Source organism: Sphingopyxis sp. 2PD (assembly GCF_005503695.1).
Classification (GTDB): Bacteria; Pseudomonadota; Alphaproteobacteria; order Sphingomonadales; family Sphingomonadaceae; genus Sphingopyxis.
The window spans coordinates 84232-105112 of the sequence record NZ_SCMU01000008.1 but is presented as its reverse complement, the minus strand read 5'-3'; the positions used below and the strand labels follow the sequence as shown (position 1 = coordinate 105112).

Sequence of the window (20881 nt, the reverse complement as noted above, 5' to 3'; positions counted from 1 at the left end):
TGCACAAACGCCACAGCGGCACCGCGTGGTCGAGAACAGCAAACATAGGCGGCGGGCGGGAAGACCTGTTTGAGGCCAAAGTTTGCTGTCGCCGAACTCGGCCTTGCGGCCAATTTTCCACATGCGTCCTTTGCCGATTCAAAGTAGCCCTCGGACAGGGAGGGCAGTATTGTTCAATCAGTTTTGGATTGAAGCTGGCCGCCACATATGACGATTTCCATCCCAGCGCGCGATTCCATATTCGGGGAAAGCGTCAAGATCGCAATCCTGTACTTCGTGCTGAACGGCATTTTTTATTCCGCGGTGGCCCATTTTGCGGGAGGCGGTGCAAGCTCGGGGCAGCCCCTAGGCTTTTCGGGCAATTCGGCTGCCATCGACATCTTGAGCTACATCTTCTCGATTTCGCTTATGTCATTCCTCGTGCTTGCATGGCGCGGGAAGAGCATGACGCTCAATCTTCTCTATTGTTTTGTGATCTCGTCGGGCGTGTCGCTGGCCGATTTCCTGCTGACGATGCAGGCTTACAAATATTTCTATCCCGACGTGGGCATCGATTTCGGCTGGGACGCAAATTCCAATGGATTGTTCACCTGCATGGCCGTCTTTTTCGGCTGGTCCTGTATGTTTCTCACATTGCTCTATAGTTTCGATGTCCGCGACAAGGAGCGTCGGCTGGCGGCGGTACGCGAAGAAGCCCTGTCCGCGCAAATGCGGGCGCTGCGCTATCAGGTCAATCCCCACTTCCTATTCAATACGCTGAACTCGATCGCCGGACTCATCGAGGAAGGATCGGCGACCCGCGCGGAAAAAATGGTGCTTTCGCTCTCCACCTTCCTGCACACCACGCTCACGCTGGATCCCTTCCACGACGTGCCGCTGGCCGACGAACTTGCGCTCCAGGAAGAATATCTGGAGATCGAATACCAACGCTTCTCCGACCGGATGACGTTCGACATCGACATGTCACCCGAGGTGGAAAAAGCGCTGGTGCCGAGCCTGATCCTGCAGCCGCTTGTGGAAAATGCCATCAAGCACGGCGTGGGGCAAATGACCGGTGCGTCCAGCATCTATCTGGGCGCAAGCCGCCAAGGCGACAGGTTGCGGTTGCTTGTGGAAAATGACATGCCGATCAACACTCCACGGCATGCAGTGAGGGGCATGGGGATCGGCCTGAAGAATGTCGCGGAACGACTGCGTGCCCGCTTTGCCGACGAGGGACATTTCTCCGCGGGGGTTGTGGGGCCGGGACGTTATCGTGCCTCGCTCGACATCCCCTGGAAATCGGCATAGCGACCGGCACTACCGCTAATTTTGGCCGCTCAGCCTGCGTCGGATTCGAGGTTCAGGCCAACCCGTGCGGCTTCCTGCTCAAGAAGTTTCGTTATCTGTTCGTGATAGGCAATTTTGCGGCGATCCGCGTCGGCCTGTGCCCGCATGACACCAACGAAAGACTTACACACCGCCTTGGAGTCGCCTTCCTCGCTCGCTGCGCCCACTTGCGCGACGGCCTCGAGAAGACTGCCGATAGCGGCAAGCGTCTGCTCTGTCCTGCCTCGGCCAGCTTCGTCCTCAAGCTTCCACATCCGGTCGCGATCGATCCTTTTCGAATCGAGAAGCGACCATTTCAGCCAGGTCACGATACGGCCTTTGTAGTTCTCATACGCCGAAAGTGATGCGCCGCCGGCAATGAAATCCGCGAACGCCGGTGATGTTTCATCGACAATACCAGCTTTGCCGAATGCTTCGAGAAGCAAAATATCGTCACAATCGGATTCGGCGGCGATCTTGGCATCCTTGTTCGCTGCCAGCGGTTGGCGGGGGCGCTTGCTACCCGGCTCGAGTTCGCCTTCATATTCCCGTTTCTGGATATTGAAGAGGCGGCGATCGCCACAGCGAAGCAGCAGGGCGCCGGGTGTGTCGAATTCGATGAACAGCTCCCGCATTCCCTGCGGCGTTTCGACCTCCTTGCTAAAATATTGTGAATTGAAACCCAAGGGTGATGCGAAATCGGTGCGTTCAGACGTCGTCCACCCAGCGGCCAGCAAACTGCTTTCCAGGGCGGCGGCCAGACTCTGATTGACATCTCCGTCCGGGCTCACGCCCAGGTAAGTGATGCCGGCAAGCAGTCCGGACCAAGGCGTAAATTCAACATCTGCTTCGGTGAACGGTGCGAAAGCTTCTGGCAAGCGATTGACTTGCTTGAGGAAATGCGTGTTCTGTTGGGATCTTGGCAAACCAAGGCTCAATTCGGTCATTTTCAATCCCGGGCAAAGCTGCTCGATCTGTTCTGCCTGCACTGGTTTGACGGCCTCCGCCTGCGCAACACTGGTGAAAAAAGTCATCGCCGCGATTGCGGCGGTTACCGACAAGCTGATCCGCATAGTTGTTCCGGCCCCTTCGCAGCCGCACGATCGGGCGGCTTGTTGCGTTCATTCAAGCAGCGAAAGCTGGATTCAACCGAAACAAGCGAACCGGTGCACTTTTTGCGTGCCAGAGCCGCGCCCTATTGAAACCACGACGTGGCATGCATCCAGCGACGCGCAAGTCCACCTCGCCGAACGCGGCCATCGCGTGATTGGGTGATCAAGCCTTGTTTGCGAAAATATGCGGACGCTTGGCGACGTCTCGCGTTGGCCTGGCGAAGCGCGCTATTCTCGCGCTTCCACGCCTTCATCCTGTCAGCCAGCCCTTGGCTTCCAATATTGCCCGGCGATCCTTTGATACTGGCACCTGCAGGCCATTTCGAAGGACAAGCAATAGCCTGGTTCCATCCATTCTAGACTCATCGACCGCCGTGCGCGCGACCCACCAACTCCGGTGGACATGCAGCCCGTCGACGGCGTGAAGCATTTTTACGGCGTCGCCTATTCGCATCAATATCAGCGTGTGCCCGACAGCCGTGTAGACGCGGAGATAGTGATCTTCCATCTTGAGGCACATTATGTCTCTGCCGAGGTGCGGGGGCAGCTTGGCCAACAACGGTGAAAGATCGTTTGCGACTGTTGGCAATGCGGATGCTAGCGGTGGCTTCGCAACGGTACGCAGCAGCAGGTGCATGATCAGTTGCAGCGGAAGGCACAATATTAGGACAGAGGGAAACAGCTGCCAAAAAGGTTGCAGCTCGATTTCGCTATTTACCGCTGGCGCGACCGCATGAACCATCAGGGTCACCGGGACCGCCGCCAGAGCGGCCGATATGGGCAGCCAGGTGTATTGGGCGATCCGATAGTCTTGTGCTATATTGCGGCCGGTGAGGTAGAAGGCGACGAGCGTGAAACAGCCAAAAACGGCTGAGGCAATCCAGAACAGGAAACGCTCGCCGACAGAAAATATCGTCTCGGTCCTGTAAGGCGAAAGCATCGCGAGCAATATCCCGGCGCATATGCCGGTCAGGACTGTTTTGCCTATCAGTTCGATCGCCGGGGATTTTTCATCGGTGCCCACGTGCATTCATGCCTATCTGAGAACGGGCCGATCCTTCACGAAGCGCGAACGGCATTTCGCGTAAATCGGCTTTATCCAGTGGCTCAGCATCGTTCAAGCTCCTGATGGCGGCTCCATCCGCCAGACCATAGAACCAAAAATTCCCAAGGACACATCATGAGATATTTCGCTTTGGCCGCTGCGCTTCTGGTAACGGCGTGCGTGCAAAACACGACCTCGAAAGTTGTTGCACAACCAGTCCCGCCGCCCTCCGATAGGGTCACACATGAACTTGTCTTGACCGTCAAGGATGTTCGCTCGGCGAAGGGCCAACTCCGCGCGGAGCTATTGGGGCGGTCGGAAGGTGAAGAAAAGCCGAAGACGGTCACATACGCCGTTCAAGACGCGGTCGCTGGCACGAATGTCATCCGCTTTTCTGGCCTTGCGGCGGGCGACTATGCTGTCCAGCTCTACCACGACGAAAATGGAAACTCAAAGGTCGACCTGAACATCGTCGGCGTGCCGACCGAGGGCTATGGCTTTTCCAATGTTTTAATCGTGCGGGGCGGCATTCCCCCGTTCGACACCATGAAGGTCGTCGTCCCAGCCGACAGCGCGGCGGTCGCGGTGCTGGCGTATGCGCCATGAGCGTCGAACATGGGGTGAAGGTCGATCGGCGCACCTTCTGCTTGTCGTCGATGGCGGCAAGCATGTTGGCCGTTGCGGTCGGCGAAAAATCGATGGCTTCGACAGGCGCCGGAGACGCGTCCGCCCTCGCATTGGACTTTGCCAAGGCGAAGCGCGACGACCCCCGGCTGATCGCTTTCGATAATGCCGTTGCGCTGGACGTTGTTCAACCGCGCATCGAAGGGAATATCCCTTCAGGACTTGAAGGTTCGTTCTTCAGAAACGGTCCTGCGCTTTTTGAACGTCTCGGCGTGCGATATCGGCATTGGTTCGACGGCGATGGCCTGCTGCAACGGTGGACGATCGGCGGTGCGGGCGTTCAATATCACAGCCGGTTTGTCGGCACCCGCAAGCACCGGCTCGAGGAAGAAGCGGGCAAGTTTCTGCTTCCGACGTCTGGCGGCGGAATGCCGCTGCTCGCATCGGCCACAGGCGCCGACAGCGTCAACCCGTCCAACACCAGTGTCATTGCGGTCAATGGCGAGATGTGGGCATTGTGGGAAGGCGGTAGTCCTTTTCGGGTCACTCCGAACGAGCTGGAATCCCGCGGCTATGTCGATCTCGGTGATGCCGCAAAAGGCGCTCCGTTCAGCGCCCATCCACGGGTCGGTGCCGATGGAAGAATGTGGAATATCGGTTCACTCGGTTCGCGGGTCATCCTGTATCGGCTGGACAGGTTTGGAAAGCTCGAGCATCTGAAAGTGCAGCCACTGGGGCAGGAGGGGTATTATCACGACTTCCTGCTGACCCAGCGATCGATCGTGCTCGTCCAATGCTCGACCGCGTCGGATGGCAAAAGCTCTATCGAGAACGGAACATTCGGCAGCATTCGCGGTGTTTCCGGAAAGCCGATGCGTGTGCATGTCTTCGACCGCGAAACGTTCGAACTTGTCCGGCAGGCAGAATTGCCGGGCGGTTTCGCGTTCCATTTCGGTAACGGCTGGGAAGAGGCGGACGGAACGATATGCTTTGACATCTGTCATGATGCCAACGGTGATGCGATGCTCGAATTCTTCAAGCCGATGCGGGGCGCCTTTCCCAATTGGCAGGCGGGTTCCTATCGGGTGACCTTGCCGAAAACGGGAGCGGCGCGTTTCGAGCGCTTGCACGCCCGCGTCGAATTTCCAAAGGTAAACCCAAAGTTTGACACCATTCGCAATCGATATGTGTACGCGTCCTGTATCAACGATCCGGCTCGCACGGATTGGTTCGATTCGGTGGTCAAGCTCGATCTCGAAAGCGGGAAAAGCCAGACGTTCCATTATGGGGCCGACTGGATGGTGGAAGAACATGTTTTCGTTCCGAAAGCCGGCGCATTGAAAGAAGACGATGGCTGGTTGGTCGGCACGGCGCTGAACTGGAAAACCCAGCAGAGTGCATTGACAATCTTCGACGCGAGCCGACCGGAGCGCAAATTTCTCGCCCGCGCTTGGTTGGACAGTCCGGTTCCGCTTGGGCTGCACGGGACATTCGTGGGTGTGACGACCTAGCGTTACGCACAATCGGCGTTCGATAAATTTGCCTGTTTCCCAATCCGAAGAGCAAGGCGCACGGGTCGATCTGAAAGAAGCCGCGGCAGCGCGCAGACGGCGGACCTTGCTCGACGGAATACGGTTTCGGAAGCGACGACCCGCGACGTGAAGTCGAAGTATGGTGGGCCGGTGATATCGCTTGGAGCACTGGTGCATGTCTGATCGTGTCTCCAAATCGCTTGTTGGCTATCGTGAAACACTAGGTTCAAGCTGCGAGGCAAGTTGTTCTCATGCGGATATTCCTGAATTCCCGTCGCGAAAAATGCCCCGCTGTCATATTGTCGACGGTCGGCGCCGCGGCATTGTCGCTTGCGCATTCCGGTCCTGCCCATGCTTGCTCCGATCTTCCCAATATCTGCGCCCAAAATGCGCAGCATCATCAGAACATGATGGATATCGCGGCGACGCCGAAACCATCGCAAGATGATCGGGACGATACGGGCCATTCGCCGGCTGCGGGTGGTGATCCGATGGCGGCGGCCATGGCTGCAATGGCCGATATATCCCGCTCGGTTGGCAAGGACCCCAAGGAGATTGAAGCGCGGAAACGCGATCCGAAATTCAAGGCAGCTTACGAACGCTACCATAATGGCGGTTGGGATTATCTTCAGGACGGGATCGGCCCAAAACCCGGAGAATTTTGTGTTGCTCTATATTCAAAGGGCGATGTGATGCTACGCATTTCGGGACCGGGCGGCAGCTATTCGGGTGCGCTGATGACCTTCTCCGGTGGAAAAATTACCGGTTCGAAAGATGTTCGAAAGATCAGGGTGACGCTCAACCAGAGCGACGGCTCCTCACAGACCGTGCAGGCCTTCAACTATCGGTTGCCGGGCGAAGCCTATGCATCGATCGCCTTCGCCGTGCCGACGATCGAAGCGGCCATGGCTGCGATGGAAGACCGCCAGGGTTTCGAAGTCCTCGTCAACGGTCAATCGGTGGCCAAGCTGGACTGGACTGGCGGACTTGCCGCCCGAAGCAGGCTCGAACAATGTCTTGCGAAGCGGAAGAGGGCGTGAAGAAATGAATATCGGACTTTCCTCTCCAATCCGGCGCAGTGCCGGGAAGTTTACTGCGGTTCGCGCCGCCGTGCTGTTCGGAACTGCCGCTGCCTTGTGTCCATCGGGCGCGGCAGCGCAGGCGCTGTTCTTTCATGTCGACGGGACACAAGGGGATCGCCAGGCCTATTATTCGGACACGATCGTCATGTCGCGTACACCGTTCGACCAATTGGGCGGAGGCGTCGAGATAAAGCAGCTCGACGTTACGATTATCCACGAAAATGCCGCCAAGCCCGAATGGACCGTGAAGCGCCTGCAGTTCGAATGCCCGAGCCTTATGGCGCTCGCCACGGCAAAGCGCGGCAAGGCTGCCGCTGCGCCATCCGCGTCGGTGAAGGTCAGGCTGGGCGAGGGCAGTTCGATCCTGCGACGGAGCGATTTGCAGACACAAGCGATACCGGCCGAGCCGTGGACGACCAGCGACGATCCCGCGATGCTGAAGGCGCACAAGCTTGCCTGCAACGCACAGGACATCGAAAGGGCCATGCACGCATCCTATCGTGACGGGCGCTTCGACATGGCGGCCTTCAATGATCGGCTGAAGCCTTTTGGGCTGACCCAGGCGGTTATGGTGCTGGCCGAAACCACCGCTGCCGAGCAGCTCGATCTCACTTGGTCCCGCTTGTGGCGCGGCGCGGTCCGTCCCGACCCCTCGGGACGATGGGGCCAGCCTGCAAGCGCCGCCGACCGGGCAGCCGCGCAGGCGAAGATGGCAGCAATAAAACAGCAGGTGGACCTGCTCGCGACCGAACTGCGGAGCAAATATGAGCAGAACGTCAAACGCATGGCTGCGGGGTTCGAATTCGACAAGCAGGCAGCAAAGCTTCGCGGCGACCGCAAGCTGAATCGTGCGGAGGCCCAATTGATCATGGTTTGGCAGGGCCGCGGCGAAAGCGATGTCGTGGCCGCAATGGGGACGCCGCACCTCACATCGGCCGGCGATCTGCGGATCCTGTCATATGGCCAGCAATTCGACAATCGCGTCGCCGTGCAGGATATGAAAACCGGGGCTGCATGGGAGGAGGGCATCTACATGCATTGCGACGTCGACTATATTCTAATGCCCGGCCCCGGCGGCAAGGCTCTGGTCGCCGACGTACGCGTTTCGGTAGACAGCAATAATCTGGCATCGAGCGGCCAAGCCTGTGCCGGCATATTGGAAGTGCCGGGGGAACGCTGAAGCATCCGTGCTGGCACGACCGGTTAGCGACAGCAGGTTCTTTCGCAATCGGATGCTTCCCATTCGGCGAACTGGCGGATCTTGGAGCGACACGCAAGGGCGCTATGGCAAGCGGAACTCGGCCCATTTGGGCGGTCGGCCATGTCCCTGGAGGCCGTTTTGTGGCTGGGATTGTCCCCATCGACGGGATTAGGCGGCACGCTGTGGCCGCAGTGCGGTGCGCTGTGACGATGCTTCGCTTCGGCGTCGGTCGTCCATAGCACAAGGGCTCCGCCGATGGTTCGGCGGAGCCCTGCGTACGGCGTTGAGCCGCAATCGATCAGCCGTGGATCAGCCGTTCAGGCGATCCTTGACGGCCTTTGCCGGGCCAAAGGTCAGCTTCTTGGCGGCCTTGATCTGGATCGTCGCACCGGTCGAAGGGTTGCGGCCTTCGCGGGCCGGGGTTGCCTTGACCTTGAACTTGCCAAAGCCGTTGACCGAAACTTCGTCGCCCTTGGCGGCGGCATCGGCGATCGCGGCGAAGACGGCGTCGACGGCCTTGCGCCCGTCGGCTTTGCTCAGGTCCAGCGACGCGGCGACGGCGTCCGACAGTTCGGCGTGATTCATAAATTCTCTCCTGGTCTCGACCGGGCGATTCCCGATCAATGCGCTGCCATAGCCGCATGATACGGCGTTCGCCAAGTCCCGGTTTTACGGGCGGTCGATGCGCGAATCGGCGCGTTATGGCGCGATGGTGCGTGGCTTGAGCGTCAGCGGTAGCCCCGCGGCGAGCAGCACGACCTCGGCCGCGGTCGCCGCGACCGCCTGATTGAGCCGCCCGGCGGCATCGCCGAAACGCCGCGCCAGCGAATTGGCGGGCACGATCCCCAGCCCGACCTCGTTGGATACGAGGATGATATGACCGGCAAACCGGTTGATTGCGCTGCATAATTCAATTTCGGTTCGGTCCGGGTCGGCGCCCGCGAGCAGCAGGTTCGACAGCCACAATGTCAGGCAATCGACCAGCACCACCGCGTCGGGCGCGTTCAGCGCATCGAGTACCGCGGGCAGGTCGCGCGGCGCCTCGACGGTTTGCCAGCGTGCGTCGCGGTCGGCCTGATGCCGCGCGATTCGCTCGCGCATCTCATCGTCGAACGCTTCGGCGGTTGCGACAAAATGATGGCGGCCGGCCAGCATCTCGGCGTGCGCCTGCGCATAACGGCTCTTGCCCGACCGCGCCCCGCCGAGGACGAAGAGGCTCGATCCCGTCATGCGCGCACGCCTGCGAGCGCCAGCAAACCCTCGAGATCGGCGTGGCGCGCCAGTTCGGCGGCGATGTCGTCGAGTGCGGCATCGACATCGGCGGCATAGTCGCGTGCGCCGCCCGTGACGCCGATGCGCGCGAGCAGTGCGCGACGCAGCTCGGTCGAGGCAAACAGGCCGTGGAGATAGGATCCGATCACGCGGCCATCGCTCCCGACCGCACCGTCGCGCGCGCCGTCGGCCAGCACCGCAAAGGGCTGGTTCGTGCCAGGGCCGCGCGTTTCGCCCATATGCATTTCATAGCCTTCGAGCGCTGCGCCGAGCGCCGATCCGGTGACGTGGCGCAGCGTTTTGGCTGGCGAAAGCGTCGTTTCGACATCGAGCAGCCCCAGTCCGTCGACCGCCGCCGGCACGCCCTCGATCCCCATCGGGTCGGAGACCCGCCTCCCGAGCATCTGATAGCCGCCGCACAGCCCGATGATCATCCTGCCGCGGCGGTGATGCGCCCTGATGTCGATATCCCAGCCCTCGGCGCGCAGCGCCTTGAGATCGGCAATCGTCGCTTTCGATCCGGGCAGGATGATGATCGCCGCCTTGGCGGGGATCGGCCGCCCCGGCGGTACCATCACCACTTCGACCCCGGGTTCCAGCTTGAGCGGGTCGAGGTCGTCGAAATTGGAAATGCGCGGCAGGATGGGGCAGGCGATGATCCGCCGCGCCTCGCGCGGGTCGGCGGGGCGTTCGAGGATCACGGCATCCTCGCTCGGCAGCCGCGCTGCGGCGCCGAGCCAGGGAATGACGCCGAAACCCGGCCAGCCGCTGCGCTTTTCGATCTCGCGATAGCCATCGTCGAACAGCGCCGGATCGCCGCGGAACTTGTTGATCAGGAACCCGCGGATCATCGCCGCATCCGCGGGATCGATCACTGCGCGGGTACCGACGACCGACGCGATCACGCCGCCGCGGTCGATGTCACCGATCAGGATGACGGGGACGTTGGCGGCGCGGGCAAAGCCCATATTGGCGATGTCGCCGACGCGCAGGTTGATCTCGGCGGGCGATCCCGCGCCCTCGACCACCACGATATCGCACTGCGCTTGCAATCGTTCGTAGCTTCGCATGACCTCGGTCAGCAGCGCGCCGCGCGCTTCGCGAAAATTGCCGCTGCCCAGCGTCCCGCGCACCCGGCCATGGACGATCAGCTGCGACGTGCGGTCGGCCTGCGGCTTCAGCAGCACCGGGTTCATGTCGCTGTGCGGCGCGGTCCGGCACGCCATCGCCTGCAGCGCCTGCGCGCGCCCGATTTCGCCGCCGTCGCTCGTCACCGCGGCGTTGTTCGACATATTTTGGGGCTTGAACGGGCGAACCGTCAGCCCGCGGTTGGCAAAGGCGCGGCACAACCCCGCCACAAGCACCGACTTGCCGACGTCGGAGCCGGTTCCCTGAAGCATCAAAGCAGCCATAAGGTGCCTCCTGCGATCAACCACAGGAACAGGCAAGCGCGCAGATAGATCGTCAAGGCGCGATCGATGTCGCCGGCATCGGCATCGACGCGGCCATCGCCGATCCAGGCCTTGTCATGCATGATCCCATCATAAGCGATTGGTCCCGCCAGTCGCAGCCCCAGCGCGCCCGCCATTGCCGCCTCGGGCCAGCCGGCGTTGGGCGAGGCGTGGCGCCGCGCATCGCGCTGCATTACGCACCACCCGCCGCGAGCGGCAAGGCAGATCAGGGCGCCCGACAGCCGCGCCGGGATCCAGTTGGCCAGATCGTCGCTGCGCGCGGCGGCCCAGCCGAAGGCGCGCCAGCGCGCCTCGCGGTGGCCGATCAGGCTGTCGGCGGTGTTCACCGCCTTATACGCCCAGATGCCGGGCAGGCCGAGGAGTAGGAGCCAAAACAGCGGCGCCGCGACCCCGTCGCAGAAACTCTCGGCAAGGCTTTCGATCGCCGCACGCGCGACCCCGGCCTGATCGAGCGCCGCGGTGTCGCGGCCGACGATCGCGCCGACCGCGCCGCGCGCCGCGGGCAGGTCGTTGCGGTCCAGCTGCTCGGCGACCGCGCGGACATGGTCGAACAGGCTGCGCTGCGCGAGCGCAGGCCAGGCCAGCACAGCAATGCCGACCCAGCCCCAACCGCCGAACGATGCGAGCAGCCCATATTGGATTGTCCATGCTGGACCGGCCGCGACGATCAACAGCAGCAGCAGGGTCAGCACCCCAAAGGCGCGGCGCCGCCGATCGCTGCGCTGCGGACGGTTCCACCGCGTCTCGCAGGCAGCGATGATCCGCGCGAACAGCCCGACCGGGTGGCCGATATGGCAATAGAGCCGCCGCGGCCAGCCGAACGCGGCATCGAGCGCCAGCGCCGCGAGCGCGATCGGTTCAGCCATCGGCGAGCGCCGCGTCGAGCCGCGCCAGCGCAGCGCCATCGGCGGGCAGGCCGATGCGCAGCCAGCGTGGCTGGTCGTCAAAGGGGCGGGTCAGGATTGCGCGCCGTGCAAGCCGCTCGAACAGCGCGCGCGCGTCATCGACGGCGATCAGCCGAAACAGGGGGCAGGCGCCGATGGGCTGGTGGCCATGGCGGCCCAGAACCGCGTCGAGCGCGGAGGCTTCGCGCAGCAGCCGCGCGCGCGTCGCGGCGATCCAACCCTGATCGGCGTAGGCCACGGTGCCGATCGCAATCGCCGCCGCCGCCAGCGGCCATGCGCCCAGCCGGTCGCGCAGCGCCGCGAGCAACGCGGGTGCCGCGATAACAAAGCCCAGCCGGACGCCCGCAAGCCCGAAAAATTTGCCGAACGAGCGAAAGACGACGAGCCGCTGGTCGTTGCCGACCGCCGCCGCGACGCTGTGCGCCGGATCGGTGTCGGCGAACGCCTCGTCGACCAGCAGCCAGCCGTCGCGGTCGGCTAGCAGCTCCAGTACCGCCGCGCCGTCGATGACGCGCCCGTCGGGGTTGTTCGGGTTGGCGAGGATCAGCGTGCCGCGACTTTCGCGCGTTGCTTCGGGATCGACCGCCGTGCCTCCCGCGATCATCGCGCCATGGGTGCGGTATCCGGGCGCCATATGCTGCGCCGGACCGCCCACCAGCGCCCCGACCAGCCGCAGCCCGATCTCGCTGCCCGGCACCGCGCAGACATGGCGCGGATCGACGCCGAAATACGACGCCGCGGCGGCTTCGAGCGCCGCCAGCGCCGCGGGGTCGGGCAGGCGCTGCCAGTCGAACACTATGTCGGCGGCGCTGGGCCAGGGATGCGGGTTGATCCCGGTCGACAGGTCGATCCAGTCGGTGCCGCCAAAATAGCGCTGCGCCGCTGCCAGCGCGCCGCCGTGCCAGGTCCATGCGTCGCTCATGCCAGATGAACGACCAGCAGCGCGGTGGCGAGCAGTGCGCTTTCGCCGAGTTCGATCCCGGCGCCATGGCCGTCGCCCGAAATACCGCCGATCTTGCGCTTCAGCCACCAACCCCACAGCAGAAAGACCAGCGGCGCAGCCAGCAGCGACGGCGACGCCCAAGCCGCTGCCAGCAGCAGCGCGCTCCAGATCGCGAAATCAACGGGACGCACGACATTGCGGAACCGCGACCCCAGCCCCGCGTGCAGATCGGGCAGCGCACGCGACCAGACGAGCGGGCCGATCCGCGCCGCAAAGGGAATCAGCGCAATCGCAACAAACTCTTGGCGATCGACCAGTGCATGGAGCAGCACCAGCTTGGCGATCAGCTGCAAGGCGATCGTCACCACCGCAAAGCTGCCAACATGCGGGTCCGCCAGCACCGCCAGCAACCGGTCGCGATTCTTGTGCGCCGCGCCGTTCGCGTCGGCAATGTCGCCCAGCCCGTCGAGGTGCAGCGCGCCGGTGACCGCAACCCAGACCAGCAGCGCCGCGAGCGCCCCGGTCCAGGGATCGATCCGTCCCCCCGCCCAGCCTGCACCCGCGACAAGCACACCGACGATCAGCCCGACCGCCGGGAACCAGCGCATCGACGCGGCGAATTCGTCACCTGTCACGGTGATACGCGGCGTCGGTAGCCGGGTCAGGAACTGGACCGCGATCAGCAAGCCCTTCATGGCACCAGTCCGACAACCTGCGCGCTCATCGGCTCGCCCGGCCAGACGTGGAGCGACAGCCGCGCCGCATAGGGCAGGTCGAAGGCCCACAGCTGGCGCTGGTCGAAGCCGCAGAGGATGTGCAGCGCCGCGCGCATCGAACCACCGTGCGCGACGACCAGCGTCGGCACCGGCGCCAGATCGGCCAGCGCGGCCGCCACGCGCGCGACCAGCGCCGACCAGCGTTCGCCGCCCGGCGGCGGGTTCGCGTCGGGATCTTCCCAGAACTGCCCGAGCGTGTCTTGATCGACCGCGCCGCTCGGGTATCCGTCCCAGTCGCCGAAATCGAGCTCGCGCCAGCGTGGATCGATCGTGAGCGGCAGCGCGAGGGCGCGGCTGATCGCTTCGCCCGCAGCGTGGCTGCGGCCAAGGTCGGATGCGATAATATGCTCAATGCCCAGCCCCGCCGCCTGCGCTGCGCACGCCGCGATGCCCGCGGGCGTCGGTGCGCAATCGGTGCGCCCCATCAGCAACCCCGGGGTGCCGGGCGCCCCGTGGCGCAGCAGATGGAGCGCAAAGCCGCTCACAGCGACGCCGACACTTCTGCCTCGGCAAAGGTCGCCATCTCGTCATGCACGGCGAGCGCGCTGCGGATGATGTTCGCCGCCACCGCCGCGCCGCTGCCCTCACCCAGCCGCATATTCAGTATCAGCAGCGGATCGAGCCCGAGCTGACCCAGCAGGCGCCGGTGCCCCGGCTCGGCCGAACAATGGCCCGCGATGCAATGCGCCGCGATCGCCGGATTGTCGGCGGCGAGCGGTGCGAGCGCCGCGCTGCAGATGAAACCGTCGAGCAGCACCGGGATCCTCAACTGGCGGGCGCGGACAATCGCGCCCGCGATCGCCGCAATCTCGCGCCCGCCGACGCTGCGCAGCGTCTCGAACGCGGTCACCGGCGCCCCGCCATGGAAGGCGAGGGCGCGCGCGACCACCTCGACCTTGCGCGCGACGCCATGGCCATCGACCCCGGTGCCCGGGCCAACCCACGCCGCCGCGTCGCCGCCAAAGCTGCGGGCGCACAGCGCCGCCGCCGCGGTCGAATTGCCGATCCCCATTTCGCCCAGCACGACCAGGTCGAGATCGGCCTCGACCACCGCCGCGCCCCGATTGAGCGCGTCGAGGCACTCATCCGCGCGCATCGCCGCTGCGGCAGTGAAATCGGCGGTCGGCCGATCGAGGTCGAGCGCGACGACGGTCAATTCCAACCCCGCCGCACCCGCCAGCGCGTTGATCGCCGCGCCGCCGCTCGCAAAATTCGCCACCATCTGCGCCGTCACGCTTGCCGGAAAGGCGCTGACGCCATGCACGGTGACGCCATGATTGCCGGCAAAGATCGCGGCGCGGGCGCGGTCGATCCGTGGCCGCGCCCGTCGCTGCCAGCCGGCAAAGAACAGCGCCAGCTCCTCCAGCCGTCCCAGCGACCCGGCGGGTTTGGTCAGTTCGGCCTGCCGCATTCGGGCGTCGGCGCGGGCATCGGCGTCGGCATCGCCGAGGTCGGTGAGCGCCGCTTCGAACGCCGCGACGGAACCAAAGGCGGTCATTCGGCGATCCATCCCGGCGGCGGGATGCGGGTGATGAAATGCCCTTTGACCCCTTCGGGCCACAGCGCATAGGCGACGCGGCCATCGTCGCTCGCGGCATAATGGACCGCATAGTCGAGAATGGCGCGCGCCGCCGCATCGTCTGCGCCGAACCGCCCCAGCACATAACCGATCTTGTCGGGCGCGCGCAGGTGCACGGTGCAGAAATCCTGGCACGCGAACAGGCACGCCATCTCCTGCACGGCAATTCCCGCATAGCGCGGCTCGTGCGCGCGCAGGCGGCGGAGCGCCGCAACCAGCCGCGCCCCGCCGCGCACCCCGCCCGCATCGACCTGTGCATCACGGCTGTGGCGGCAACTGTTGCACACCACCACCGCCGGTCCGGGATCGACGCGCGTGAGCATCAGGTTGCGCTCGCCGCGGGCTGCGGCGGCGGCGGAACCCCCGCTGCGACGAGCAGGCGATAGAGCCCGTACAGCCCGATCAGGATCGCACCATTACGGACAAATTGCTCGGCGAGCAGGTCGGGCGCCGTCGCGGTGTGCAACCCGCCCAGCACCAGCGCCCAGCCAACGATGATCCCCTTATACGCGGTAAAACCCGCCGCATAAGCCAGCGCGAGCCGCGCCGCGACCGACCGGTAATCCAGCGCCCGCACCGCGGCATAACCCGCCAGCGCCGACCCTACCGCCGCGGTGCCGAGCGCAAAGCCCCACGCCAGCGTGCTGCCATCGCGCGGATAGCCGAGCAGGAAAAAACCGACGCACTGGCTCGCCAGCCACGCCAGCAGTATCAGCGCCACGCCGCCCGGGCGGCGCATATGCACCGCCGCGAGCGCCGCGAGCGACGGAAAAGGCGTCGCGCAGGCGAGCGCCAGCGTCGTCGCCGTGCTCGCCGCAGTGAGGAGCGCAACCCATAGCGCAGACGCGCCGCGCTGCGACAGCGCCGCCATCAGAACCGCCCCCGGATGCCGGCGTAGATGCTGCGCCCGATCGAGCCGTAGCGGAATGCCGTCATATATTGCTCGTCGAAGACATTCTCGGCGCGCGCGAACAGCTTGACCGCGTCGGACAGCGCGAACTCGGCGCGCAAATCGACGAGCGTATAGTCGTCGAGCCGCGTTGCGTTGCTCGCATTGTCGTAGCTCTTGCCCGACCAGCGCAGCGCCGCGCCGAGCTCAAGCCCGAAACCGAAGCCATAGCTGACCGATGCATTGGCGGTATGGCGCGGACGGCGCGGCAACCATTTGCCGAAATTGGCGGTCCCCGGCGACCGGTCCTCGCTGGCGATCAAGCTATAATTGCCGTCGAGGACCAGCCCGCCCAGCGTCAGCGCGGCGGCGGCTTCGACGCCCTGCGCCTTGCTGCGCGCGACGTTCGAATAATAGCCGAAGCGCCGCGTCGCCGGATCGCCCGGAACAAAACATAGCGGATTGGTCGAGGTGCCCGAACAGCTGTTGTAGATGATCTGGTTCGTGGTGGTGCGGTCGAACCAGCTCGCGCTGACAACCAACTTGCGATCGAACAGCGACTGCTCGATTCCCGCTTCCCAACCATCCGCTGCCTCGGGATCGAGCGCCACATTGCCATATTCGCTGAACAGCTGGAACAGCGACGGCGCCTTGAACCCTTCGCCATAGCTTGCGCGGAGCAGCGTTCCGGTGGGCAGGCGCCAGACGCCCCCCGCCGCGAACAGGGTCTGGCCACCATAGCGGTCGTGATCGTCGTAACGGACGCCGCCGTTCAGGATCAGCCCGTCCACCGGTTCGACGCTGAGCTGGCCATAGGCGCTGGTCAGCTCGGCCTTGCCGCGCGCAAAAGCCGGAAGCGGGAGCGCGAGCGAAGCTGAAGGCGAGCGGCTGCGGAAATCGGAGCGTTCGTTTTCGGCCCCGAAGATTGCGGAGATACGGTCGGAGAGGGCGAAGCTGCCCTGATATTCCCAGCGCTTGTTTTTGCCGTCGGCTTCAAAGCTCTGCGGCCGCGCGCGGTCGGGGTTGAAATTGTCGCGGTTGGTGTCGGTATGAGCATAGGCGATGCGATTGCGGAAACGCCCGCCGACGAGGTCGAAATTCAGCCCCGCATAGCCGACGAATTCCTTGTTCAGCCCGTAATCGTTGCTGTCGACGTTGAAGCCGTCAAATTCGACGCGGCCGCTCGAATAATAACCGCGCACCTCGGCGCTGACATTGTCGGCGAGCGTCAGTTCGGCGCGGCCCGATACGCTATGGTTGCGATAACCGTCGCGTTCGACCCCGCCGAACGCCTTTCCGTGCGACGAAATGCCGTCGGTGGTGAAACGCTGCCCGCCGATGCGCCAGGCGAGCGGCCCGGTGCGACCACCGATTGCGGCGCGCGCGCTGACGGTGTCGCGCGACCCAGCCTCGAGGTCGAAGCTGCCTTCAAGCCTCTTTTCGGGCGATGCGGTCACGATATTGACCACCCCGCCGATCGCCTGGCTGCCCCACAGGATCGATTGGGGCCCGCGCAGCACCTCGATCCGCGAAATGTCGCCGACGAGCAGGTTGGTGAAGTTGAACCCGCCGCCCGTCGACGACGGATCGTTCAGCTTTACCCCGTCGATGACGGCGACCGTATGTTCGGACTCGGCGCCGCGAATGCGCAGCGACGTCGCGGTGCCATAACCGCCGTTGCGCGAGATGCTGACGCCGGGCGTGCGCAGCAGCAATTCGGTGACCCCGATGTCCTGCGCGCGGTCGATCGCATCCTTGTCGAGCACCGCGATCGCGGCGGGGATCTCATCAAGGGTCAGCGGCGCGCGCGTCGCGGTCACGACGATGCTGTCGCCGTCGGCAGCGACGGCATGCGCCGCTTCCTCGGCAAGCGCGGGGGATGACGCCGCCAGCACGGCGAGCGAAACGGAGTGACGGAAAACGCAATTCATCTGGGTAACCTCATCGACAACACCGCACGCACGCGGGATCGATGTCTGGGCCACCGGGCGCACGACAACGTCCCCGCGCGAACGCGGTCCACTTTGTCGTCATGCGGGTTCACCCCCGTCCGCCCGGTGCACCCTGCCCGCGCGAAAGACGACGGCGACGGGCAGGTCTCCTGGCTTGCGGGTCAGCGCCGGATCGGCCGCCTTCTCGGGACGGAAAGTCCCAATGGCATGTGGCCGATGGCTCGCCGCGTACAGTTGCAGGGGCAGCCGGGGTTTTCCCGTTCCCTCTTAGTCCCCGTCGCCGGGGAACCTGTCGCTTGCCGCCCGTTAGCTTGGTTTGGGGGCGGCGGTCAATCACCGTACCGCATCGGTCCGATACGGATGGCGCCGGATGAGTGTTTTGCTATCAAAGAAGGGCAGTGAGCAGCGGGTTTTGGCCGGAAGCAAGACGTCGCCCCCGCGCAGGCGGGGGCCGCTGTCGGTTTACGCAGCGACGCAGGAATAGGCGGCTAGCGGCCCCCACCTTCGCGGGGGCGACAGTCAGTCGGAAGATCTCGGATCCGCCCCAAACCAGACGTCCCTCGTCACCGCCGCACCGCAAAAAATTCTCTGAGCAGCGCCGCCGCCTCCCCTGCCCCGATGCCGTCGTAAACCTCGGGCCGGTGATGCACCGTGGGCTGGGCAAACACGCGCGGGCCGTGAGCGACCGCGCCGCCTTTCGGATCGTCGGCGCCATAATAAAGCCGTGCGATGCGCGCGTGCGCGATCGCCCCCGCGCACATCGCGCAAGGCTCGAGCGTGACATAGAGATCGCAACCGTCGAGCCTTTCATTTCCCAGCGCCCGCGCCGCAGCGCGAATCGCGACGATTTCGGCGTGCGCGGTCGGGTCGTGGGCGGTGCGCGGCGCATTATGACCTTCGCCGACGATCATCCCGTCCTTGACGACGACCGCCCCGACCGGCACTTCGCCCGCCGCGGCGGCGCTTTTCGCGAGATTCAGCGCGGCGCGCATCGGTTCGGGGAGCGGAAATTGTGACATCGCTTTTCCCGCTAGTCCCTTGACGAATCTGCGGCAAGCCGATAAGCGCGCGCCTTTCCCGGCTCACTCCGGTCCTGCCGCCCCCGATTTTGCGGGACGCACCCGGACGCCGAACCGAAATTTTGTACGAGGACAAACAGCATGTCGCGCATCTGCGAACTGACCGGCAAGGGTCGTATGGTTGGCAACAATGTCAGCCACGCCAACAACAAGACCAAGCGCACCTTTCTGCCCAATTTGCAGAATGTGACGTTGCTGTCGGATGCGCTGGGCAAGGGCGTGAAGCTGCGCGTGTCGACGCACGGCCTGCGTACCGTCGAGCATAATGGCGGCCTCGACAACTGGCTGCTGAAGGCCGGCGACGACCAGCTTTCGGCCGGCGCGCGCAAGGTGAAGAAGGAAGTCGCGAAGAAGCTGGCCGAAAAGGCCGCTTAAGCGCATTTCCATCGCTGACGCCAAAAGGCGGCCGGGTTACCGGGCCGCCTTTTTGCTGTCCGGCGTCCGGGCGGGCGGCAGGTCCACCAGCTCGAATTGCAGCAGCAGGCTGCGCTGCCAGCTTTGAAAATTATTGTCGGAGACGAGCCAGAGCCAAGTGCGACCATTTTCGACCGTCAGCGCGGCGCCCTCAAAATTGTCGGCGAGGCCGGGCGGGACAACCCCGATCGTCCGCGAGCGCAGAACGGCGTTCGGCCGGATGTCGTGCGGGTCGGCGATGGCCACAGTCGTCGTGAATATTGGGTTCCAGCCGACTTTGCGGTGCACGATGAGGATGCGGCCGTCGGGAAGCGGCGTGGTATCGCTCACGGCGCCTTTGCCCTGCGAATCATAAAAGAAGCGCGTCGCTGGCCCCGATGAGGTTCCGGGCGCGCCCGCCAGCATCACCGCGCGATTGCGGCGCGAATCCTCGCGTCCCCCCTCGGCCAGGATGATGATTCGCCCCTCGGCGAGCCGCGCCATGGCCTCGGGCCCACGGCCCCGAGGCCAGTCGCGTAGAGCAGCAGGGGCATAGCGCGCCTCCAGCCTCGTCAACTCATGATCGAACCGCCAAAGCTGGTTGGTGCGCTCCAGGCTGACCCACGCGGTCCCCTGTGCGGGATCGACGAACAGCGATTCGCTGTCGAGCATCGTTTTGCGGTCGGGCCAGCCCGACGGAACAGGCAGGGGCGCGATGTTAAAGACGGTCAGCTGTCCCTCGCCATTAAAGGTCAGCCGCGTCCTATAGCCATTGTCCCCGATCAGCAGGAAACGATCAGGCGCGATTTGCGCGATTCCCGAGAAACCGCCAAAGCGGCTGTGCGGGCTGACGAGATGCCAGCCGCGCACGAAGCGCATCGTACCGCTTGTCTCCGGCGCCCGCGCCAGCGACCGCGCGCTGGCGCGCTGGGTGAGGTTATCGACGGGAAAGCGCTGCACCGTTCCCGGCACCGGGCCGAGCGCAACAAAGATCAGGGCGGGGTAAATCAGGCGGCGCATCGGCGCGGGTTAGGGGGGCGGCGCGCGAAAGGGAAGCATTACGGGCGGCAAAGCTGAACGCCAGCCAACAGGCGCGTTCAGGCTCGGCTCAATGCGAATCGCGCATAACCCCTCCATCGACAACGCCCAGAAGGGCCCAACGACGAAAGAAGGAGAACGACGATGAAAAAGATGGTGACCCTCTCGATCGCCGCCCTGATGTCCACCGCGACGCTGGGGATGGCGGCTCCCGCCGCAGCACAGAATGGTTATTATGACCGTGACGGCTATTCGAGCTATTACAGCGGCTACGACCGCGACGACCGCCGCTATGACCGTCGTTACGATCGCCGTGCCGATCGCCGCGACTACCGTCAGGACCGCCGCTATTACAACCAGCGGTACAACAACCGCAATTATCGCCAGTGCGACAACGGCACCGGCGGCACGATCATCGGCGCGATCGCCGGTGGCCTCGCCGGCCATGAAATCGCCGGCCGCGGCGACCGCACCGTCGGCACGATCATCGGCGGCGCCGTCGGCGCCATCGCCGGCCGCGCGATCGACAAGGGGAATGACGGCTGCCGTTAAGGGTAGTCCCGACCTCCAATAAATTTCCTTCCCTCCTTTACCCCGCCCGGCCACCGCCGGGCGGGGTTTTCTTTGTTCGATCGGCGCGCAAAGGGGGCGGGGTTGCCTTGCACGCCGCCAAAGCCTA

Annotated in this window: 22 protein-coding genes and 1 riboswitch; of the genes, 7 read left to right on the top strand and 15 right to left on the bottom strand. The window is 64.3% G+C overall.

Annotated features, from left to right (window positions below; all coding sequences use genetic code 11):
• Positions 1-207 precede the first annotated feature (207 nt).
• A complete protein-coding gene (locus tag FFS18_RS08765) occupies positions 208-1290 on the top strand; it encodes a sensor histidine kinase (protein WP_137870483.1) in 1083 nt (360 codons plus the stop codon).
• A gap of 29 nt (positions 1291-1319) precedes the next feature.
• Here the strand turns inward: FFS18_RS08765 and FFS18_RS08760 are convergent, their stop codons facing one another.
• Positions 1320-2381, bottom strand: a complete 1062-nt coding sequence (locus tag FFS18_RS08760) for a hypothetical protein (protein WP_137870482.1) — start codon at positions 2379-2381, stop codon at positions 1320-1322.
• Between the two features lie 289 nt (positions 2382-2670).
• Entirely contained in the window at positions 2671-3450 is a 780-nt protein-coding gene (locus tag FFS18_RS08755) for a LytTR family DNA-binding domain-containing protein (RefSeq protein ID WP_137870481.1), read from the bottom strand.
• A gap of 270 nt (positions 3451-3720) precedes the next feature.
• On the opposite strand from FFS18_RS08755, the gene FFS18_RS08750 reads away from it, so the two are divergent.
• The 4 genes from FFS18_RS08750 (at position 3721) to FFS18_RS08735 (ending at position 7883) form a co-directional block, all read left to right on the top strand.
• Positions 3721-4071, top strand: coding sequence for a DUF2141 domain-containing protein (locus FFS18_RS08750; protein WP_249340347.1), 351 nt, complete (start codon positions 3721-3723; stop codon positions 4069-4071).
• Positions 4068-5600, top strand: a complete 1533-nt coding sequence (locus tag FFS18_RS08745) for a carotenoid oxygenase family protein (RefSeq protein ID WP_137870479.1) — start codon at positions 4068-4070, stop codon at positions 5598-5600. Before FFS18_RS08750 ends, FFS18_RS08745 begins: the two co-directional genes overlap by 4 nt.
• Positions 5601-5872: 272 nt before the next feature.
• A complete protein-coding gene (locus FFS18_RS08740) occupies positions 5873-6661 on the top strand; it encodes a hypothetical protein (protein WP_137870478.1) in 789 nt (262 codons plus the stop codon).
• A gap of 4 nt (positions 6662-6665) precedes the next feature.
• The gene (locus tag FFS18_RS08735) at positions 6666-7883 is read left to right on the top strand and encodes a hypothetical protein (RefSeq protein ID WP_137870477.1); all 1218 of its coding nucleotides are present in this window, start codon (positions 6666-6668) and stop codon (positions 7881-7883) included.
• Between the two features lie 330 nt (positions 7884-8213).
• Here the strand turns inward: FFS18_RS08735 and FFS18_RS08730 are convergent, their stop codons facing one another.
• The 12 genes from FFS18_RS08730 to tadA form a co-directional block, all read right to left on the bottom strand.
• Positions 8214-8489: an HU family DNA-binding protein gene (locus tag FFS18_RS08730; RefSeq protein WP_088440085.1), complete on the bottom strand. Its 276-nt coding sequence runs from the start codon at positions 8487-8489 to the stop codon at positions 8214-8216.
• 114 nt (positions 8490-8603) lie between these two features.
• Positions 8604-9134: a bifunctional adenosylcobinamide kinase/adenosylcobinamide-phosphate guanylyltransferase gene (cobU, locus tag FFS18_RS08725; protein WP_137870476.1), complete on the bottom strand. Its 531-nt coding sequence runs from the start codon at positions 9132-9134 to the stop codon at positions 8604-8606.
• Positions 9131-10588: a cobyric acid synthase gene (locus FFS18_RS08720; RefSeq protein ID WP_137870475.1), complete on the bottom strand. Its 1458-nt coding sequence runs from the start codon at positions 10586-10588 to the stop codon at positions 9131-9133. The genes cobU and FFS18_RS08720 overlap by 4 nt, the downstream gene beginning before the upstream one ends.
• Complete coding sequence (gene cbiB / locus FFS18_RS08715; protein WP_137870474.1) at positions 10576-11514, bottom strand: adenosylcobinamide-phosphate synthase CbiB; 939 nt, start codon at positions 11512-11514, stop codon at positions 10576-10578. Before cbiB ends, FFS18_RS08720 begins: the two co-directional genes overlap by 13 nt.
• The gene (locus FFS18_RS08710) at positions 11507-12475 is read right to left on the bottom strand and encodes an aminotransferase class I/II-fold pyridoxal phosphate-dependent enzyme (protein ID WP_137870473.1); all 969 of its coding nucleotides are present in this window, start codon (positions 12473-12475) and stop codon (positions 11507-11509) included. The genes cbiB and FFS18_RS08710 overlap by 8 nt, the downstream gene beginning before the upstream one ends.
• On the bottom strand, positions 12472-13191 hold the full coding sequence (locus tag FFS18_RS08705; RefSeq protein WP_120217958.1) for an adenosylcobinamide-GDP ribazoletransferase: 720 nt from the start codon (positions 13189-13191) through the stop codon (positions 12472-12474). Before FFS18_RS08705 ends, FFS18_RS08710 begins: the two co-directional genes overlap by 4 nt.
• Positions 13188-13757 carry a histidine phosphatase family protein gene (locus FFS18_RS08700; RefSeq protein ID WP_137870472.1) on the bottom strand — a complete coding sequence of 190 codons (570 nt, stop codon included), beginning with the start codon at positions 13755-13757 and terminating at the stop codon, positions 13188-13190. The genes FFS18_RS08705 and FFS18_RS08700 overlap by 4 nt, the downstream gene beginning before the upstream one ends.
• Positions 13754-14770: a nicotinate-nucleotide--dimethylbenzimidazole phosphoribosyltransferase gene (cobT, locus tag FFS18_RS08695; protein ID WP_137870471.1), complete on the bottom strand. Its 1017-nt coding sequence runs from the start codon at positions 14768-14770 to the stop codon at positions 13754-13756. Before cobT ends, FFS18_RS08700 begins: the two co-directional genes overlap by 4 nt.
• Entirely contained in the window at positions 14767-15174 is a 408-nt protein-coding gene (locus FFS18_RS08690; protein ID WP_137870470.1) for a DUF1636 domain-containing protein, read from the bottom strand. Before FFS18_RS08690 ends, cobT begins: the two co-directional genes overlap by 4 nt.
• Positions 15174-15722, bottom strand: coding sequence for a hypothetical protein (locus FFS18_RS08685; RefSeq protein WP_137870469.1), 549 nt, complete (start codon positions 15720-15722; stop codon positions 15174-15176). The genes FFS18_RS08690 and FFS18_RS08685 overlap by 1 nt, the downstream gene beginning before the upstream one ends.
• Entirely contained in the window at positions 15722-17671 is a 1950-nt protein-coding gene (locus FFS18_RS08680) for a TonB-dependent receptor plug domain-containing protein (protein ID WP_137870498.1), read from the bottom strand. The genes FFS18_RS08685 and FFS18_RS08680 overlap by 1 nt, the downstream gene beginning before the upstream one ends.
• Positions 17672-17814: 143 nt before the next feature.
• Positions 17815-18000, bottom strand: a riboswitch (cobalamin riboswitch).
• 255 nt (positions 18001-18255) lie between these two features.
• On the bottom strand, positions 18256-18711 hold the full coding sequence (gene tadA / locus FFS18_RS08675) for a tRNA adenosine(34) deaminase TadA (protein WP_137870468.1): 456 nt from the start codon (positions 18709-18711) through the stop codon (positions 18256-18258).
• 141 nt (positions 18712-18852) lie between these two features.
• On the opposite strand from tadA, the gene rpmB reads away from it, so the two are divergent.
• Positions 18853-19146: a 50S ribosomal protein L28 gene (gene rpmB / locus FFS18_RS08670; RefSeq protein ID WP_120217969.1), complete on the top strand. Its 294-nt coding sequence runs from the start codon at positions 18853-18855 to the stop codon at positions 19144-19146.
• A 36-nt stretch (positions 19147-19182) separates the two neighbouring features.
• Here the strand turns inward: rpmB and FFS18_RS08665 are convergent, their stop codons facing one another.
• On the bottom strand, positions 19183-20184 hold the full coding sequence (locus tag FFS18_RS08665; protein ID WP_137870467.1) for an esterase-like activity of phytase family protein: 1002 nt from the start codon (positions 20182-20184) through the stop codon (positions 19183-19185).
• Positions 20185-20346: 162 nt separating this feature from the next.
• On the opposite strand from FFS18_RS08665, the gene FFS18_RS08660 reads away from it, so the two are divergent.
• Complete coding sequence (locus tag FFS18_RS08660; RefSeq protein WP_120217967.1) at positions 20347-20754, top strand: glycine zipper 2TM domain-containing protein; 408 nt, start codon at positions 20347-20349, stop codon at positions 20752-20754.
• Positions 20755-20881: the final 127 nt, after the last annotated feature.

Coding starts and splice junctions, on each gene's coding strand:
- FFS18_RS08765 (WP_137870483.1), top strand. CDS start 208: ATGACGATTTCCATCCCAGCGCGCGATTCCATATTCGGGGAAAGCGTC.
- FFS18_RS08760 (WP_137870482.1), bottom strand. CDS start 2,381: ATGCGGATCAGCTTGTCGGTAACCGCCGCAATCGCGGCGATGACTTTT.
- FFS18_RS08755 (WP_137870481.1), bottom strand. CDS start 3,450: ATGCACGTGGGCACCGATGAAAAATCCCCGGCGATCGAACTGATAGGC.
- FFS18_RS08745 (WP_137870479.1), top strand. CDS start 4,068: ATGAGCGTCGAACATGGGGTGAAGGTCGATCGGCGCACCTTCTGCTTG.
- FFS18_RS08740 (WP_137870478.1), top strand. CDS start 5,873: ATGCGGATATTCCTGAATTCCCGTCGCGAAAAATGCCCCGCTGTCATA.
- FFS18_RS08735 (WP_137870477.1), top strand. CDS start 6,666: ATGAATATCGGACTTTCCTCTCCAATCCGGCGCAGTGCCGGGAAGTTT.
- FFS18_RS08730 (WP_088440085.1), bottom strand. CDS start 8,489: ATGAATCACGCCGAACTGTCGGACGCCGTCGCCGCGTCGCTGGACCTG.
- cobU (WP_137870476.1), bottom strand. CDS start 9,134: ATGACGGGATCGAGCCTCTTCGTCCTCGGCGGGGCGCGGTCGGGCAAG.
- FFS18_RS08720 (WP_137870475.1), bottom strand. CDS start 10,588: ATGGCTGCTTTGATGCTTCAGGGAACCGGCTCCGACGTCGGCAAGTCG.
- cbiB (WP_137870474.1), bottom strand. CDS start 11,514: ATGGCTGAACCGATCGCGCTCGCGGCGCTGGCGCTCGATGCCGCGTTC.
- FFS18_RS08710 (WP_137870473.1), bottom strand. CDS start 12,475: ATGAGCGACGCATGGACCTGGCACGGCGGCGCGCTGGCAGCGGCGCAG.
- FFS18_RS08705 (WP_120217958.1), bottom strand. CDS start 13,191: ATGAAGGGCTTGCTGATCGCGGTCCAGTTCCTGACCCGGCTACCGACG.
- cobT (WP_137870471.1), bottom strand. CDS start 14,770: ATGACCGCCTTTGGTTCCGTCGCGGCGTTCGAAGCGGCGCTCACCGAC.
- FFS18_RS08690 (WP_137870470.1), bottom strand. CDS start 15,174: ATGCTCACGCGCGTCGATCCCGGACCGGCGGTGGTGGTGTGCAACAGT.
- FFS18_RS08685 (WP_137870469.1), bottom strand. CDS start 15,722: ATGGCGGCGCTGTCGCAGCGCGGCGCGTCTGCGCTATGGGTTGCGCTC.
- FFS18_RS08680 (WP_137870498.1), bottom strand. CDS start 17,671: ATGAATTGCGTTTTCCGTCACTCCGTTTCGCTCGCCGTGCTGGCGGCG.
- tadA (WP_137870468.1), bottom strand. CDS start 18,711: ATGTCACAATTTCCGCTCCCCGAACCGATGCGCGCCGCGCTGAATCTC.
- rpmB (WP_120217969.1), top strand. CDS start 18,853: ATGTCGCGCATCTGCGAACTGACCGGCAAGGGTCGTATGGTTGGCAAC.
- FFS18_RS08665 (WP_137870467.1), bottom strand. CDS start 20,184: ATGCGCCGCCTGATTTACCCCGCCCTGATCTTTGTTGCGCTCGGCCCG.
- FFS18_RS08660 (WP_120217967.1), top strand. CDS start 20,347: ATGAAAAAGATGGTGACCCTCTCGATCGCCGCCCTGATGTCCACCGCG.